The sequence below is a fragment of the Arthrobacter sp. FW306-04-A genome (assembly GCF_044358315.1).
GTDB lineage: Bacteria > Actinomycetota > Actinomycetes > Actinomycetales > Micrococcaceae > Arthrobacter.
In genome coordinates, this window is record NZ_CP084559.1 from 45,054 (window position 1) to 60,233 (window position 15,180).

The 15,180-nt window shown below is 64.1% G+C and carries 17 protein-coding genes; 11 read left to right on the forward strand and 6 right to left on the reverse strand.

Annotation, left to right across the window (positions count from 1 at the left end):
* The first annotated feature begins 90 nt into the window (after positions 1 to 90).
* A complete protein-coding gene (locus tag LFT43_RS00225) occupies positions 91 to 777 on the forward strand; it encodes a GntR family transcriptional regulator (RefSeq protein ID WP_395800134.1) in 687 nt (228 codons plus the stop codon).
* Between the two features lie 101 nt (positions 778 to 878).
* Here LFT43_RS00225 and LFT43_RS00230 read toward each other — a convergent pair whose 3' ends face one another.
* From LFT43_RS00230 to LFT43_RS00240, 3 genes are all read right to left on the reverse strand, one after another.
* On the reverse strand, positions 879 to 2,723 hold the full coding sequence (locus LFT43_RS00230) for a hypothetical protein (RefSeq protein ID WP_395800136.1): 1,845 nt from the start codon (positions 2,721 to 2,723) through the stop codon (positions 879 to 881).
* A gap of 528 nt (positions 2,724 to 3,251) precedes the next feature.
* The gene (locus LFT43_RS00235) at positions 3,252 to 3,881 is read right to left on the reverse strand and encodes a hypothetical protein (protein WP_395800138.1); all 630 of its coding nucleotides are present in this window, start codon (positions 3,879 to 3,881) and stop codon (positions 3,252 to 3,254) included.
* 145 nt (positions 3,882 to 4,026) lie between these two features.
* Complete coding sequence (locus tag LFT43_RS00240) at positions 4,027 to 4,476, reverse strand: DUF5997 family protein (RefSeq protein ID WP_395800140.1); 450 nt, start codon at positions 4,474 to 4,476, stop codon at positions 4,027 to 4,029.
* Positions 4,477 to 4,645: 169 nt separating this feature from the next.
* Between LFT43_RS00240 and LFT43_RS00245 the strand changes: the two genes are divergently transcribed.
* Genes LFT43_RS00245 through LFT43_RS00270 form a run of 6 tightly spaced genes read left to right on the forward strand, consistent with a single transcriptional unit; the run spans position 4,646 to position 9,202 of the window.
* A complete protein-coding gene (locus LFT43_RS00245) occupies positions 4,646 to 5,056 on the forward strand; it encodes a molybdopterin-binding protein (protein WP_265978231.1) in 411 nt (136 codons plus the stop codon).
* Positions 5,053 to 5,886, forward strand: a complete 834-nt coding sequence (gene modA / locus LFT43_RS00250) for a molybdate ABC transporter substrate-binding protein (protein ID WP_395800142.1) — start codon at positions 5,053 to 5,055, stop codon at positions 5,884 to 5,886. Before LFT43_RS00245 ends, modA begins: the two co-directional genes overlap by 4 nt.
* A gap of 6 nt (positions 5,887 to 5,892) precedes the next feature.
* Positions 5,893 to 6,696, forward strand: a complete 804-nt coding sequence (locus tag LFT43_RS00255; protein WP_395800144.1) for an ABC transporter permease — start codon at positions 5,893 to 5,895, stop codon at positions 6,694 to 6,696.
* The gene (locus LFT43_RS00260; protein WP_395800146.1) at positions 6,693 to 7,775 is read left to right on the forward strand and encodes a sulfate/molybdate ABC transporter ATP-binding protein; all 1,083 of its coding nucleotides are present in this window, start codon (positions 6,693 to 6,695) and stop codon (positions 7,773 to 7,775) included. The genes LFT43_RS00255 and LFT43_RS00260 overlap by 4 nt, the downstream gene beginning before the upstream one ends.
* Before the next feature lie 47 nt (positions 7,776 to 7,822).
* A complete protein-coding gene (locus LFT43_RS00265; protein WP_395800148.1) occupies positions 7,823 to 8,578 on the forward strand; it encodes a LysR family substrate-binding domain-containing protein in 756 nt (251 codons plus the stop codon).
* 3 nt (positions 8,579 to 8,581) lie between these two features.
* A complete protein-coding gene (locus tag LFT43_RS00270) occupies positions 8,582 to 9,202 on the forward strand; it encodes a LacI family DNA-binding transcriptional regulator (protein ID WP_395800150.1) in 621 nt (206 codons plus the stop codon).
* A 3-nt stretch (positions 9,203 to 9,205) separates the two neighbouring features.
* On the opposite strand, the gene LFT43_RS00275 is transcribed toward LFT43_RS00270, so the two are convergent.
* The 3 genes from LFT43_RS00275 to LFT43_RS00285 form a co-directional block, all read right to left on the reverse strand.
* The gene (locus LFT43_RS00275) at positions 9,206 to 10,192 is read right to left on the reverse strand and encodes a bile acid:sodium symporter family protein (protein ID WP_395800152.1); all 987 of its coding nucleotides are present in this window, start codon (positions 10,190 to 10,192) and stop codon (positions 9,206 to 9,208) included.
* Between the two features lie 93 nt (positions 10,193 to 10,285).
* Positions 10,286 to 11,389, reverse strand: a complete 1,104-nt coding sequence (locus LFT43_RS00280) for a GTP pyrophosphokinase family protein (protein WP_395800154.1) — start codon at positions 11,387 to 11,389, stop codon at positions 10,286 to 10,288.
* A 98-nt stretch (positions 11,390 to 11,487) separates the two neighbouring features.
* Positions 11,488 to 11,763, reverse strand: a complete 276-nt coding sequence (locus LFT43_RS00285; RefSeq protein ID WP_395800156.1) for a hypothetical protein — start codon at positions 11,761 to 11,763, stop codon at positions 11,488 to 11,490.
* A 182-nt stretch (positions 11,764 to 11,945) separates the two neighbouring features.
* On the opposite strand from LFT43_RS00285, the gene LFT43_RS00290 reads away from it, so the two are divergent.
* The 4 genes from LFT43_RS00290 (at position 11,946) to LFT43_RS00305 (ending at position 15,169) form a co-directional block, all read left to right on the forward strand.
* Positions 11,946 to 12,758 (forward strand): alpha/beta hydrolase, encoded by an 813-nt coding sequence (locus tag LFT43_RS00290; protein WP_395800158.1) that lies wholly within the window; start codon positions 11,946 to 11,948, stop codon positions 12,756 to 12,758.
* A 68-nt stretch (positions 12,759 to 12,826) separates the two neighbouring features.
* Positions 12,827 to 13,795 (forward strand): carbohydrate kinase, encoded by a 969-nt coding sequence (locus LFT43_RS00295; protein ID WP_395800160.1) that lies wholly within the window; start codon positions 12,827 to 12,829, stop codon positions 13,793 to 13,795.
* Positions 13,792 to 14,316 carry a YbhB/YbcL family Raf kinase inhibitor-like protein gene (locus LFT43_RS00300; protein WP_395800162.1) on the forward strand — a complete coding sequence of 175 codons (525 nt, stop codon included), beginning with the start codon at positions 13,792 to 13,794 and terminating at the stop codon, positions 14,314 to 14,316. The genes LFT43_RS00295 and LFT43_RS00300 overlap by 4 nt, the downstream gene beginning before the upstream one ends.
* 43 nt (positions 14,317 to 14,359) lie before the next feature.
* A complete protein-coding gene (locus LFT43_RS00305; protein ID WP_395800164.1) occupies positions 14,360 to 15,169 on the forward strand; it encodes an HAD family hydrolase in 810 nt (269 codons plus the stop codon).
* The last annotated feature ends 11 nt before the right edge of the window (positions 15,170 to 15,180 follow it).

Sequence of the window (15,180 nt, forward strand, 5' to 3'; positions counted from 1 at the left end):
TTTTTGCCGCGGATTTCCGGGCCGCGTCCGAGGACTGGACGGAATGATCCAGCAAAATCCGTCGGCGTCGCCATTCGGTAGATTGATGGCATGCCCATGAACGCTGCGCTGCAAGGAATCGCCGACGCCGGCCACGCCACCCACGCCCACACTGGAGCGTGGGTTGCCGCCCAGCTTCGGCAGCGCATCTCAGACGGCCTGTTGCCGCCCGGCACGAAGCTTTCCGAGCAAGCATTGTCCGAGGCACTCGGCGTTTCCCGGAACACCCTGCGGGAGGCCTTCACCGTGCTTGCCGGTGAATCCGTAGTCCAGCGCATCCCTAACCGTGGGGTGTTCGTCGCCGCCCCCGGAGCCGACGACGTCCGGGAAATCTACCGGGTGCGCCGCCTTATCGAACCAGCGGCCGTTCTATGGGGAGACGTCCCTGCCGAAGCCCTCGACGCCATGGACGTCATCATCGACAAGGCCCGGGCAGCCCTCGTGGAGGGATCGGTTGCCGGCATGGCAGACGCCAACCAGGAGCTGCACAGAGCTCTGGTGTCGTTGTCCGGAAGCGCGTCCCTGGACGCCCTGATGGAGAAGGTGCTGGCTGAGATGCGCTTGGTCTTCCACGCCATGGCCACCACCCCCGACTTCCACAGCCATTATGTGGAACGCAATGCTGCCTTGGTTGCCCAGATCCGTAATGGTCAGCGCGAAGAGGCCGCAGCCGAGTTGCGCCGCTACTTGGACGGGGCTGAGCATGAACTCCTGGTGCACATCGGGGCTATTCCCTAAGAAGTCCGGGCCGGGTTGGCGACGCAATACGCAAAGAGGGTCCCCAGCCGTTTAGGCCGGGGACCCTCTCCCTCTGCTAGTTGTGGAAATGCAAGGCCCGGTTAGCCGTTGTTGATGGTGAAGCTTTCAACGCCGCACGCAGACGATGCCGATTGGTTGTTGCTGTCTCCTGAGTAGGTTGATGCCCAGCGCCACGTCCCGGCGGTGGTGGAGTGGAACGCGTTGGCGCCGGTGTTGGTGGTGCTGTACGTGGTGTTGCTGCTAATGCCGGTCACCGTTTGGGTAAACGCTGGAGTGCTCGAGCAGTCCCCGGCGGCATTCGGGGCGTACAGGTTGAAGGTGATTGTCCCCGTCCCGTCAAGATTGACTCCGCCCGACAACGTGAAGTTGTCGTTCGGGATCAGGTCCTGTGCGGTGGTTGCGCTGGGCTTCGCCTTGCTGACCACGATGGTCTCCGAAGTGCAGGCGCTTGTGGCGGGGTTGTTGTTGGGGTCACCGCTGTACACCGCCTGCCAGTAAAAGGTACCCGCGGAGTTGAAGGTGATGGTGTTCGAGTTGGGCACTACACCGTTCGTGACAGTCACGGTCCCGGCAGCCTGGGAACCCGCGGAACCCGCGGTGCAATTGCTGTCTGTATAGACCGTGTATGTCACGGTGCCGCCCGCAGTGGACGTCGCCCCGGTGAGGGCAGCGGTATCATACACAGACCCACCGACCGTGACCGACGTGGGAACCAACGTCGTAGTGATTGTTGGACTCACGTTGATGTGGTTGGTGTAGGTGCAGTCGACGTTGCCGCCCGCACCCATCGTGACGGTCACCGTGGCCCCGCTTTTCACCACGCTTGTGCCCGCTCCGGTCACTGTGCCGCACGTGAGGTCTTTGAACGTCCAGCCCGCCGCTATCTGTGCTGCAGTGAGATTCTCGGTGATCGATGAGTCTCCAGTTTGGACACTGGTGTATTGCTTCTGCCCACCATTGTTCAGCGTGAACCCGGCGGTCCCGATCTTGCCCGTGGTGGCGTAGTTGAAGGTCGAGTCTCCATTCTCCGTGATCTTGTGGATCGTGATCGTTCCACAGTTGGCAATATTTACGGCGACAGGTGCAATGAAGTCCTTGATCTCAGCCGTGAACGACGACGACGAGCGGCTCTTGACGAACGCGCTGCCGAACGCCTCGCAGGTCCCTGGAGGGAACACACCGGCAGCGGTCAAATCGATCGATGCCTCGCCGAAGAGGCCGACGCCGAGGGTTGCGTTTTGAATCGGATCGAGAACCGGAACGGTGTTGACGGCGCCTTCAGACGACGCAGAGCCGAGGGTCGTGTGGTTGCCCCAGCACGGCAACGTATTGGCGGAGAAGCACTGACTTACAGTGTTGCCCGCTCCGGCCGTGAGCCACGTGTTGATGCCGAGGGTCGGGGTGCCGCTACCGGAGAAGTCGTAGTTGACCAGAAGGTCGCCTGCTGTCCGGTTGAGGGTCACCGGCCCTGTAGTTGATCCGGTGAAACCCGCGGTGCTGGCTTGGTTGATTTCGAAGTCGAGGTTGGCGTTGCCGATGTTGACCAGCCGCTCCCACCCCAAATAAAGGAAGGTGTGGCCGTTGGATCCCAGTTCGGATGCCTCGTAGAACCTGGTGAGGTCGTTCTTGTTGGGTGGGATGGAACCATTCACCACGGTCACCGCGGAGTTGTCTTCTTTGGTTCCTTGGCCGAAAGCGTTGTCGCCGCTGCCTGACGGAACATCGATGCCCGTGTGGCGGCCGGCCACGTTGCTCCAGTCGGTGTTGCCGGCAGTGTCGACGATCAGGTTTCCATCATTGCCTTCGAAGGTGCTGCCGCTAAGGGGCGCCGGGGTCACGGCCGCCTGCGCGGCGGTGACCCCGGCGATAATTAGAGCCAGACAGGCGGTACCAGCGCCCAGATTTCTCAGTGATTTGTTTCTCATGCGAATGCTCACTTCCGAATAATCGATAGTGTTTAGTTGAGCCGGACGGCTCCGTTGTCCTTTCCAGTGACTACGCCCCCCCGCGCAGTCGAGCCTATGGTTGGCCCAGCCGGGGGTCACGAGTGATAGGCACTCGTTTTGTTGGCCAATCAACACGCCGAACCTGCATTTATCGATTGATTTTCGGCGTATTACCTGTCCAGCTACTTGTTTTTTCTACGAGTGGAAAATCAAGCAAACGAAGGGCACCTGAATTGGCCCAGATGCATGTGTTTTGCATTCCCACCAAGCCGCGCGCCGCAGGACGTTTTTGGGCTGGGATCCTTGCAATTGGGGGTGACCCCGTATCGCGGAATTCAATGCACACCAGTACCGGGTGTGGTTAATTACTAAACGAATTGATTAATTCCGAATGGTGCGTCCATGAGGGTCTTGCCAGCCACGGTGAAAGCGAGCCCCGCACGTACAGCAGCTACTGGTGGCCTCCGACGAGGCCGCTAGGGGCACAAGGCGAGAGCCGTCAGGCGGCTAGGGCGCAGAAACGCCGGCGGCTGCTTCGGCTTCGGCCATCGCAACGTCCAACTGCTCGACGGCGCGGGCGTAGTCCGTCCCGGCGGCGATGCGGCAGCGTTGGGCTTCTTGGAGCGCGCGGACCAACGCGGCGGTTTGGGGAACGTTGACGTCGCTCATGCCTGGGAAGTCGATGCCCTTGGCGGGGTCCAGTTCGTACCTTTGCCAGCGAGCCAAGAGGGCGTCGTGGCGGGCAGCGGCTTCGGCATACCCTGGCCGGTTTTCCGGCCTGCTTTGACGCTTCTGCTCCAGTTTCCGGCCGACGGAGAATGCCGCAAGCGCGGCGCCAACGCCCAGGATGAGCATCAGGAGCCCGACGGCGGGCGAGGCCAACGCGGGGATGACGACGGCCGGGACAACCACCACCAGCCCCGCGAAGACGTTCCAGAAGACGGCGTCGGGCTCTTTGACAAGGTCACGGTCGCGGTGGGTGGGCGGCCCGGCCAAGGTGACGCGTCCGCCGTCGGGAGCTCCTTGTGCGACGCCCTTACGGACAGCGTGGACCGTCAAGGTAACAGCGCACATGAGCAAAATTGCCCACAGTCCGATCTGCCAGACCGTCAGCTGGACCCCAGTTGTGGCGGGCATCGGACCACCTCCAAGCGAATGCGCACCGCTTTAAATTCAGTATGCGCCGAGGAAGCGTTGGAGGCGAGGGCCTGATCGGGGCACAACGCAGGAAGGCAGATCCCCCCTGGGGGTGATCTGCCTTCCTGTTGAAATCGGGTGGAGCTTAAGCGTGGTCCCGCTTGGATGTCTTGGGTGCGTCCCGCTTGGCTGAGGCGTTTGCCTTGGCTTCCTGGGTAGCTTCCTTTTTGGCAGCATCTTCCTTGATGCGCTTCGCCTCGGAGCGCACGGCTGCGTGGGTGGCGCGCTCGACGACGAGCCACTGAGGCGGGGCTTCCAGCAGTTCGGCGATTTCCGCCGTCGTCAGGGGCTCGGTGATGCCGCCCCGGGCGAGACCGCTGATGGAGATGTTCAGCTTCTGCGCAACCACGGGGCGCGGGTGCGGACCTGTCCGGCGGAGCTCGGCGAGCCACTCCGGTGCGTTGGCCTGGAGCTCGGCGAAATCGGCGCGGGTGATTTCCGAATCCTGGAACTCCTGGGGTGTTGCGGGCAGGTAGATGCCAAGTTTCTTGGCAACGGTGGCCGGCTTCATGGACTGGGAGTTTGCAGAGGTCATGGTTCAAGGGTATCTGCCGCCGCAGCGAAGTGGCACAGCGGCTGGCGGGATCGCCCGGGCGCAGGGCCCGCGCGCTAGGCGACGGAGGGATCGGCCGACAGCCGGTCACAAGCGGTTTTGCGGCCAATAGTTCTTATCCAAAGCGCATATGAGGTTCTATTATGAATTCATGCCGCATATACGAGTCTCTGAGGCCGCCCGTTTCCTAGGCGTGAGTGACGATACCGTCCGCCGTTGGATTGATCACGGAGCCCTCACGGGAACGAAGGACGAGTCCGGCCGCCTGGTGGTAGACGGACTCGAGCTTGCCCACCTGGCACGTGAGCAGGCAGCGCTGCCCGAGGACCCCAGCAAAGTGGGCCGTTCTGCGCGCAACCGCTTCGTAGGCCTCGTCACCGGCATCACCACGGACAAGGTAATGGCCCAAGTGGAGATGCAATGCGGACCCTTCCGCGTGGTTTCCCTCATGAGCAGCGAAGCCGTCCGGGAACTAGGACTCGAGTTGGGGTCCGTTGCGACGGCCGTCGTCAAGGCCACTACCGTCATTGTTGAAACAGCGCAGGGAAAGAGCATCACGTGAAAATCGCCCGCAGGAACGTTGGGGTTTTGTTGGCAGCAGGGAGCCTGATTGCCGGACTCGCTGGCTGTGCCGGCACGCCCGGAGCCGGTTCGCCCAGCGCCCCTAGCAGCAGCGCCGAAAGCGCCGGTTCACCAAGCAGCAGCTCGCCCCAGCTCTCCGGCACCGTCACGGTATATGCTGCCGCGTCCCTCAAAGCAACATTCACCAAGCTGGCTTCCGAGTTCGAAGCCAGGAACCCCGGCACCAAAGTTGTCCTGAGCTTTGCAGGCTCCTCGGACTTGGTCACGCAGATCACCCAGGGAGCCCCCGCGGATGTGTTCGCTTCCGCGGACACCAAGAACATGGGCAAGCTCTCCGACGCCTCCCTCGTCGACGGCAAGGCAACGAACTTTGCCACGAACATCATGACCATCGCCGTCCCGCCGGCCAATCCGGCGTCGATCGCTTCCTTCGCGGACCTCGCGAAGCCCGGCGTAAAGGTAGTTGTCTGCGCCAGCCAGGTACCGTGCGGGGCTGCCGCCCAGAGCGTGGAAAAGGCCGCCGGCACCACCATCAAGCCCGTGAGCGAGGAGTCCTCCGTGACCGATGTCCTGGGCAAAGTGAGCTCGGGCGAGGCCGACGCAGGCCTGGTCTACGTCACCGACGTCAAGAGCGCCGGTGACAAGGTCAAGGGCGTCCCGTTCCCCGAGGCCAGCAACGCCGTCAACACCTACCCGATCGCCACTGTGGGAACCAGCAAGCACAAGGACTTGGCCGGCGCATTCATCAGCCTGGTCACCGGCAGCGAGGGCAAGAAAGTCCTGGGAGACGCGGGCTTTGGCGTACCGTAGGCGTTGATGAACTACAGCGGGGTTCCACGGTGGGTCTACGGCTTGGCGGCAGTGGGTGGCTTGTTCGTCCTGCTGCCGTTGGCTGCCATGGTGGCAAAGGTCGATTGGTCCCGGTTCATCCCGCTGGTAACCTCCGAGTCCTCGCTGACGGCGCTGGGGCTCAGCCTCCGTACCTCCGCCGCGAGCACTGCCCTCTGCGTCCTCTTCGGCATCCCCTTGGCCCTCGTCCTTGCGCGCCGGCCGTTCCGCGGGCAGCGACTCCTCCGCGCCTTCGTCCTCCTGCCCTTGGTGTTGCCGCCGGTAGTGGGTGGCATTGCCCTGCTTTACACCTTTGGGCGCCAAGGGCTTCTGGGGAAGAACCTTGAACTCGCGGGGATCCAGATCGCCTTTTCGACGACGGCGGTGGTCCTGGCCCAGACTTTCGTCGCCCTGCCGTTCCTGGTAGTCAGCCTCGAAGGCGCCCTGCGGACGGCGGGCAACCGCTACGAAGCCGTTGCCGCGACACTAGGCGCCCGCCCCACCACTATCCTGCGGCGCGTGACTGTGCCTATGGTCCTTCCCGGGCTCGTCTCCGGAGCGGTATTGTCCTTTGCCCGCAGCCTGGGGGAATTCGGGGCCACGCTGACTTTCGCAGGGAGCTTGCAGGGTGTCACGCGAACCCTGCCACTGGAAATCTACCTTCAGCGCGAGACCGACGCGGATGCCGCCGTCGCCCTTTCGCTGGTGCTCGTCGCGGTGGCGGTGATCGTCGTCGGGCTGTCCTATCGGCGTCCGCACCGCGCCGACATTCCGGCGGAGGCCGCGGCATGAGTTTCCACATCGACGCCACCGTCCGCGCCCGCAACGTGGACATTTCATTGAGTCTTGGACCGGCGGAAACCGTCGCGATCCTCGGACCCAACGGGGCCGGAAAATCAACGCTGCTGTCAGTCGCGGCGGGGCTCCTGCGGCCCGACGCCGGCTCCGCCCGCCTAGGGGAGCGGGTCCTGTTCAACCTCGACGGCGGCAGCCGGGTGTGGACCCCGCCGCACCTTCGGGGGACGGCCCTGCTTGCCCAGGAACCGTTGCTTTTCCCGCACTTGAGCGTCCTGGACAACGTGGCCTTCGGCCCGCGCAGCGCAGGGGCCTCGCGGGCGCAGTCACGCGAAACGGCGCGGCACTGGCTTGCCGAAGTCGATGTCACGCCGCTTGCCGAACGGAAGCCGGGTCAGTTGTCCGGTGGGCAGGCCCAGCGCGTCGCCGTGGCGCGGGCGCTGGCAGCGAGCCCCGAGTTGCTGCTCCTTGACGAGCCGATGTCTGCCTTGGACATCCATGCCGCTCCGCACCTGCGCCGGCTCCTCAAGCGCGTCCTGTCCGGGCGTCGCGCCCTCATCATCACCCACGACGTCCTGGATGCCCTCATCCTCGCGGACCGGGTGATCGTCATGGAAAAGGGCAGGATTGTGGAGGAAGGCGCCACCCGTGAGGTATTCCGCCGCCCCCGAAGCCAATTCGCCGCGGGATTGGCCGGGGTGAACCTCCTCGCGGGCACGGTGACGGAGGATGGACTCAGGACGTCCGCCGCCACGGGCGGCGCCAGCCTTGCAGACAGCGCCAGCCTGCATGTCGCGGGACATCTGGACGATGAAGCGGAACCGGGCCAGCCCGGCGTCGCCGCCTTCCCGCCGTCGGCCGTTTCAGTGTTCCTCGACGCCGCGCACGGCAGCCCGCGCAACTCATTCCCGGTTGCGATCACGGATCTTGAACCGCACGGCGACCACATCCGGGTCCGGGCCGGAGATCTGGCAGCGGACATCACGCCCGCTGCGTCCGCCGAGCTGGGACTCGAACCGGGGTCGCGCGTCTATTTTGTGGTCAAGGCCACGGCAGTCCAGGTGTATGCGGCGTAGCTTCAGCGGGCTCTGCGTTGCCGGACGGTGCGCGGTACTGTGAACTGGTGCCTGCCGATCAAGAATCCCTGCCCGACTCCGGAGCCCCCGACGCCTCCGATGCCGAATCCAGCGGTCCCCGCGAGCTGCGCTTCGCTTACGTCGCCGGTGTGACGCCCGGGAAGTGGATCCGGCGCTGGGAAGAGCGCATGCCTGGTGTTCCGCTGCACTCGTTCATGTCCGACGACGGCGCTCAGCTTGCGGTGTTACGCGACGGTTCCGCGGACCTCAGTTTTGTGCGCTTGCCAGTGGACCGCGAGGGGCTCAACGTCATCCCGCTCTACGAAGAGCAACCCGTGGTGGTGGCCCCGAAAGGCCATGAAATCTCGGTGTTTGAAGAGGTGGCACTGGAGGATCTCGCGGAGGAGAACTTCCTGGATGTCGGCGGGATGGGCGGGGCCGAGATGGCCATGCAGGTGGTGGCCTCCGGTGCCGGGCTCGTGATCCTGCCGATGTCCGTGGCCCGGCATTTCAACGTCAAGGACACGGTGGCGCGTCGCCTGACCGGGGCGGAAGGGACGCAGATCGCCTTGGCGTGGCCGAGCGACTCCACGAACGAGGTCATTGAGGAATTCATCGGCATCGTCCGCGGCCGCACGGCCCAGAGCTCGCGGCAACCTTCGGCTCAGCAGGAGAAACCGAAGAAAGCCCCCAAGCCGGACAGGCGCGGCACCGGCGCCAAGAAGCCGGCTGTGGCCCAGCGCTATGCTCCGAACCCGGATAAGGGACGCGGCAAGGGCTCCCGCAAGAAAGGAAAGCGCTAAGTCATGGGACTTGGAGCGAAGCCGACCATCCGGGACGTCGCCAAGAGCGCCGGCGTCTCCCTCACCACCGTGTCCTATGTGTTGTCCGGACGCCACGGCGGCACCACCCGCATCAGCGAGTCGACGCAAGCGCGCGTGCAGGCGGCTGCCAAGGAGCTGGGATACGTGCCCAACCAGGCAGCCCGCGGAATGCGCCGCGGCAAGACCGATCTGGTCGCGATTGCCATCGGTGATCTCGAATGGCCGTGGGACCGTGCTTTGGCCACGGCTGCTGCGCGCATCTTGCCCGAGCACGGCTACCAGCCGGTGATCCTCATCGGGGAAGGGTGGCGGCGGTTCATGCTCTCCGGCGGTGCCGATGGCGCCATCATTGGTGCCCTTCCGGCCGGCACTCTTCTTGACCTCACGGTGGGCGAGCTCGCCCGGCGGGGAGTAGCCCAGGTTGTCATCTCGGACGCTATGCAGCCTGCCGGATTCGATGTCCTGGCCCCGGGAACTGCCGGTGGGACCCCGGAACCGGAAGCCCTCGAAGGAGCCATCGCGCTCCTCCTGGACCGGCTCTCCGGCCGTACAATCGGCGTTGGAACTACCATGGCCGCGCCTTGGGAGTTCCGGACGCCGTAGTCGTCAGCCCTCCCTGAGCGGCTTCCGCGCCAACCAGGCTGCGACAATCGCGCCGGACACGTTGTGCCAGAGCGAGAAAACTGCGGACGGCAACGCGGCAAACGGGGTGAAGTGTGCCGTGGCCAAGGTGGCGGCAAGGCCGGAATTCTGCATGCCGACCTCGAAGGCCAGTGCCCGGCGTGCTTTGTCGTCGAGGCGGCCCAGCTTGCCCGCCAGGTAGCCCAGGCCGAGGCCGAAACCGTTGTGGAGCACCACAGCGAGGAATACGATGCCGCCCGCGGCAACGATCTTGCTGGCGCTACCGGCCACCACCACCGCGACGATCAGTGAGATCACAACGGCGGACGCCCAGGGAAGTGCCGGCAGCACCTTGGCGACGAGCTTCTTGAGGAAGAGACGGGCAGCCAGACCCCCGATGACCGGGAGGAGGACCGTCTTGACGATGTCCAGGACCATGGAGCCGGCATCGATGTTCAGGAACGACCCAGCGAGGAAGAACACCAGCATAGGGGTCACAATCGGTGCAATGAGGGTGGAGACTGACGCGACAGCCACGGACAGGGCAACGTCGCCTTTCGCGAGGAAAGCCATGACGTTGGAAGCGGTGCCGGACGGCGCGCAGCCCACCAGGATCAGGCCAACTGCCAGCTGGGGCTCAAGGTTGAGCGCCACCGCAATCAGCCAACCCGCACCCGGCATGATGACGTAGTGCGCCACGATGCCCAGCACCACGGCCCACGGACGTTTAGCCACTGACGCGAAGTCCGGTGGGGTAAGCGTCAGGCCCATGCAAAACATAATGACGCCCAACAGGTACGGCACGCTGGGCCCCAGTGGTTTGAAGGCATCCGGAAGCAGGAAACCGGCAACTCCGGCGAGAACGACGAGCAGGGGGAAAACCGTGACCGCAATCCGGGCGATCTTGGCTTCAGCGGCCAGCGCCGGATTCAAGACGGGGGTTTGGGTGGGGTTGGTTGTTGCCTCAAGCATCTGTCTATCGTGGCACCGCGGTTGAACGTAGGCCCAATCCGTGACCCAAATCGGGAAAATATGTCAGATGACCGTCGTTTTCAGCCCGGCAGCTTAGCTATTGGTCAGGCGGTACCGTTCAATCTGCTTGAGGCGCCGCTGGAGGCTGTCCCGCCGGGGGTGGGGGACGACGTCGGGAGCCTCGGCTGTCAGGTCGATGTGTTCGGTGCCGTACTGCCACAGCAGGAGATCATCCAGGAGGCGGTCCGGTCCGGGGGAGTAGCGATGGTCCAAGGCCTTGCGGACCTCGGTGATCCGGTTCGCGCTAAGGAGTCCGGCGAGCTCAACGGTCTTGTTCAGTCCGTGTGCGGCGAGAAGCTCCGCAGCCCAGCCCCAGTCGTCATCAACTTTACGGTCAACGTGCGGAAGTAGGGTCCGCCATACGTCCCGCACACGGTTGGGCGTGAGAGGCATGGAGCCTTCGCCTTCCAGATCCCAGTAGCCGCGGACTTCCTCGTAACGTTCGTGGAGGTCGGCGAAGGCGCTCTCAACGGTTTCCAACATGGCCGCGGTTGCGGTGAATTGGCGGTCGAAGTGTGGCGTCCAAGCGCGCGGATCCTCGGCCTTGAAGCGGATGTCGTGCTCGATCTCGCTCCAGGCGTGCGCAAAAACCGTGCGGATCTGGCATTCGAAAAAGTAGCTGCCATTCGGCGGAATTTCCGGATTGAAGACCTGCTGGTAGGCCTTCACGGTTTCGTTCTGGATGGTGCGAAGGATGAGGTGGCGGCTCGAATATCCGTAAGTGCCGGACTCGATGGAGCCGATGTCCTTCTCAAGATCGCCACGGCAATCGAAAAGCTGGCGCTGGCGCTTGATGAGGTTGGCCACCGCGGCGTTCTCGGCCGGAAGCTTGGTGATGACGCGCAGCCCCACCATGTCATTCAAGGTCCGGAACGGGTCCGGGAACTTCAGCACCCGCGGGCCGCCCTCCAGCGGCACTTCGGTGCGCGAAATCTTCTCCCGGAAGGATTCGACCGTTTTGGTGCGTCCCGTGACGAAGAGGGGCACGGACTCGCTGTTCTTGAGCATGTCCCTCAGAGTCAGCAGGACGTCACGGGTGACAAGCTTCAAGGCAGGCCGGACGCGGGCATAGAGCTCCACATTCGCCTGTACCGATTCGCGCAGCTCAGGATCCAAGCTGTCCCAATTGCTAGCCATGCCTCCAGCTTACGGGGACGGGCTGACAGTTTCGGGAGCTGGCTGCGCTAACGATATGGTCAGCCTTGTCCTCCAGCTAGATCGAGGTGGTGCAGGCGTTACCGATGCGACACCTGGAAGCACGCGACATCGTATTGGGAAGTAGGGGAGTAGTTCTGCCCGCCCACGCCGCCGTTGGTGCTGTTGATGCCTGGCTCGTTGAACGGTGATCCCGGGCTGTTGGCGGCGTTGCCTGGCGTGTTCGGTTCCAGCGATTGGCAGGACTGATTAGGCCGCCCGGTTCCAGGCGGGTTTGCCGCTGATGCGGGCGAAGCAACGGCCAGCACACTCAAAGTCAATGCCACAAGAACCGACGCGGAGATACGACGGATCATTGAAATCACCTCCGGATTTGGAGCATTTCCCGCTTGCCGCGGGAACTGAAGCGAAGGTCGCGCTTCACCCCCGAGATTACGCTCGCACAGTGTGCCCCGGAAGGCTCCGCGGGGGCGCTATATTCCTCGGCTCCCCCTCCGTGCCGTCCCTCCACGATAGGCTCGGCACAAAGGAGGACACGATGAAGCGGCACAAGTACTACTACGGCGACCACTCCAGTCAATGGGGCGAGCTGTTCGTACCGGACAACTCGCTGGAGGCGCACCGCAGTCGGCACGACGGAGTGGTGGTGGTGATCCACGGCGGCTATTGGCGCTCGCAATACGGCGCAGAGCTCGGTGAGCCGATTGCCAGGGACCTCGCAGCGCATGGAATCGCCGCCTGGAACCTTGAGTACCGCCGGGCAGGAAACGGTGGAGGGTGGCCGCACACGTTCGAAGACGTCCTCGATGGAATCGACCATCTGGGGGAGATTGCCGGAACGCACGGACTCAACCTGGACAAAGTGGTGGCGCTGGGACACTCTGCGGGCGGCCACCTTGCGGTCTGGGCGGCCGGCCGTGAAAAGCTCTCCAAGATTGGCGCCCCCGACGCCGATCGGCAGCTCCATCGGCACGACAACGGCACAGCAGTACGGCTGACCGGCGTCGTGAGCCAATCAGGGCTGCTGAACCTGGCCGATGCCGAGCGGCTCAACCTGAGCAACGGCGCCGTCGACAACCTTATGGGCGGCGACTCCGTAAGATACCCCAAACGGCATATTTATGCCGACCCCATGAGGTCACTCCCCATCAGTATTCCTGTCTTCGCCGTCCACGCTGCCGCTGACGAAGATGTTCCGTGCAGCCAGTCTGAGGCCTATGTTGCTGCTTCCACTGCGTCCGGAGGCGCAGCACAGCTCCTTAAGGTACCGGGGGACCATTTCGACCTGATCGACCCCAGGGCGGTTGCGTACAAGAAATGCCGCGAGTTGGTGCAGCGGCTGCTGGCGTGACGGGCTTGTGACAAGTCACCAACTGTCATTGCGAGACGCGCGCCACATCTGCGTGGCAGAGTTGTGCCATGCTGACAGTCATAGGTGAAGCACTGGTCGATGTAGTCCAGCGTTCCTCGGGAGTCGACGCCCACGTGGGCGGCAGTCCGCTCAATGTTGCGGTGGGGTTGGCCAGGCTGGATCACGCCGTTCAGTTCATCGGCCGCTTCGGCAAGGACGCGTACGGGGAATCGATCGCAGCCCATCTGCGCTCCAGTTCCGTCATGGTTCCGCTGCCGCCGGACGAGAACCCCACCAGCGTTGCCACTGCCTTGATCGACGACGACGGCGCGGCCAGCTACACGTTCGACCTCACCTGGGAGCTCCCCGGCTTCGCAGCGCGACTACCGTTCATGCTTCAAGGGACATCCCTCCTGCACACCGGTTCCATTGCCACCATGTTGGAGCCAGGTGCAGCGGAGGTCCTTGCCGCCGTCGAGCATGCCCACCCGAACGCGACCATCAGCTTCGATCCCAACTGCCGGCCCAGCATCATCACAGACCGGGACTATGCTCGCGCCCAAGTGGAGCGCTTCGTTGCGCTCTCGGACGTAGTCAAGGCATCCGACGAAGACCTTGAGTGGCTCTATCCCGGCGTCGACGTCCTGGAATCGGCCCGGCGCTGGCTCCGCTTGGGCGGTAGCGCGGGACCCGCCGTCGTCGTGGTCACACGGGGAGCGGACGGACCGTGGGGAGCCACGGCCTCGGGCGAGGCCCGGGTGGACGCCCCCAAGGTAGCCGTGGCGGACACGGTGGGAGCAGGCGATTCCTTCATGGCCGCGCTCCTCTCGGGGATCGTCGATCATGGACTGGCCGGGGCGCAAAACCGGGACGAGCTGCATGCCATGCCTGCCGAAGTGCTCGAAGGGATTCTCAACCATGCGGCGCGCGCCGCGGCTGTCACAGTTTCCCGGCCAGGCGCGAACCCGCCGACACGCGCGGAACTCAACGCCCTGAGTGCCCTTGAGGCTGGGGCCAGCATTGAAAGGCAGCCATGAGCTACGCCGATCTTCCCCGAGTCCCCTCCTTCCACCTCGCCAGCGAATCGCTCAGGGATGGTGACGCACTCAAACCGGCACAGACCAGCAAACGCTTCGGTGTGGCCGGGGGCAAGGATGAATCTCCGCAGCTGAGGTGGAGCGGAGCACCGGATGGCACCAAGGGTTACGTCGTTACCGTCTTCGATCCCGATGCCCCCAAAGCCGGTGGCTACTGGCACTGGGCCGTGGTCAACGTCCCGTCGAGTGTGCGCTCCTTGCCTGCCGGCGCGGGCACCCAGGGTGGTTCTGACCTGCCGTCCGGCGCTTTCCAGTTGAAGAACGACGCCGGGTTCTCCGGTTATCTGGGTGCCGCGCCTCCGCCCGGGCACGGCCCGCACCGGTACATCGTGGCTGTGCACGCCGTCGATGTCGAAGAGTTGGGCCTCGACGCCGGTGCCTCCACCGGTGCTCTTGTCCGCAAGCTGACGTCACATACCTTGGGCCGGGCCGTGATCACGGGCCATTTCGAGCGCCGCTAACTCCCAGCCGCGCTCCGAGGCTGACCGCACGTAGACTGACATAATGCGGCTCGTAGCAAGTGACATCGACGGCACCATCCTTGGCCATGACGGCAAGATAAGCAGCCGCACCATCCGGGCTTTCCATGCTTGCCGTGACGCGGGCATCGAGGTGGTGTTCGTGACGGGGCGGCCGCCGCGCTGGCTCTACCCGCTCCGCGAACAGATCGGCCACACTGGCACCGTCATCTGTTCCAACGGAGCCGTGGTGTGGGATCTTGAGGCCGACAAGCTGATTTCCGCCGATGCCTTGAGCATCGAGTCCGTGCTTGAGGCGCGCCGGATCATCAAGCAGCTCCGCCCCGACGCTTTGTTCGCGGCCGAAACCCTCACGGGATTCCACCTTGAGCCGGGTTTCATCGAAAACGAAACGAGTGAGCTCCTGGCCGAGTTCACGCCCGCTCGGTTGGATGAAACCCTCACCGCGGATGACGCCGTCGTAAAGTTCCTTGCCGTGACCCGCACCGGTACGCCGGATGATTTCCTGGCAGAGGTGCAGTCCGCCGTCGCGCATCTTGTGGAGACTACCCATTCCGCGCCGCGGACCGCACTCCTGGAGATGTCCGCCCCCGGCATCAACAAGGCCGTCACGCTGGCCCTATACGCGGCATCCAGGGGCATCGCGGCCGCTGAGGTAGTGGCTTTCGGTGACATGCCCAATGACGTCGAGATGCTGCGCTGGGCCGGCGACGGTTACGCGATGGCCAGCGGCCACCCCGAGGCCATCAGCGCCGCGGGCCAGCAAGCACCGCACTTCGACGACGACGGCGTGGCCCAGATTCTCGAGGCAAAGCTCGCTTCACTGCGGGTCTAGTCAGTCGTGTA

What these genes read in the sequence shown, in the direction of transcription:
- LFT43_RS00225 (WP_395800134.1), top strand. Translation starts at nt 91, where the DNA reads ATGCCCATGAACGCTGCGCTGCAAGGAATCGCCGACGCCGGCCACGCC.
- LFT43_RS00230 (WP_395800136.1), bottom strand. Translation starts at nt 2,723, where the DNA reads ATGAGAAACAAATCACTGAGAAATCTGGGCGCTGGTACCGCCTGTCTG.
- LFT43_RS00235 (WP_395800138.1), bottom strand. Translation starts at nt 3,881, where the DNA reads ATGCCCGCCACAACTGGGGTCCAGCTGACGGTCTGGCAGATCGGACTG.
- LFT43_RS00240 (WP_395800140.1), bottom strand. Translation starts at nt 4,476, where the DNA reads ATGACCTCTGCAAACTCCCAGTCCATGAAGCCGGCCACCGTTGCCAAG.
- LFT43_RS00245 (WP_265978231.1), top strand. Translation starts at nt 4,646, where the DNA reads ATGCCGCATATACGAGTCTCTGAGGCCGCCCGTTTCCTAGGCGTGAGT.
- LFT43_RS00255 (WP_395800144.1), top strand. Translation starts at nt 5,893, where the DNA reads ATGAACTACAGCGGGGTTCCACGGTGGGTCTACGGCTTGGCGGCAGTG.
- LFT43_RS00260 (WP_395800146.1), top strand. Translation starts at nt 6,693, where the DNA reads ATGAGTTTCCACATCGACGCCACCGTCCGCGCCCGCAACGTGGACATT.
- LFT43_RS00270 (WP_395800150.1), top strand. Translation starts at nt 8,582, where the DNA reads ATGGGACTTGGAGCGAAGCCGACCATCCGGGACGTCGCCAAGAGCGCC.
- LFT43_RS00275 (WP_395800152.1), bottom strand. Translation starts at nt 10,192, where the DNA reads ATGCTTGAGGCAACAACCAACCCCACCCAAACCCCCGTCTTGAATCCG.
- LFT43_RS00280 (WP_395800154.1), bottom strand. Translation starts at nt 11,389, where the DNA reads ATGGCTAGCAATTGGGACAGCTTGGATCCTGAGCTGCGCGAATCGGTA.
- LFT43_RS00285 (WP_395800156.1), bottom strand. Translation starts at nt 11,763, where the DNA reads ATGATCCGTCGTATCTCCGCGTCGGTTCTTGTGGCATTGACTTTGAGT.
- LFT43_RS00290 (WP_395800158.1), top strand. Translation starts at nt 11,946, where the DNA reads ATGAAGCGGCACAAGTACTACTACGGCGACCACTCCAGTCAATGGGGC.
- LFT43_RS00295 (WP_395800160.1), top strand. Translation starts at nt 12,827, where the DNA reads ATGCTGACAGTCATAGGTGAAGCACTGGTCGATGTAGTCCAGCGTTCC.
- LFT43_RS00300 (WP_395800162.1), top strand. Translation starts at nt 13,792, where the DNA reads ATGAGCTACGCCGATCTTCCCCGAGTCCCCTCCTTCCACCTCGCCAGC.
- LFT43_RS00305 (WP_395800164.1), top strand. Translation starts at nt 14,360, where the DNA reads ATGCGGCTCGTAGCAAGTGACATCGACGGCACCATCCTTGGCCATGAC.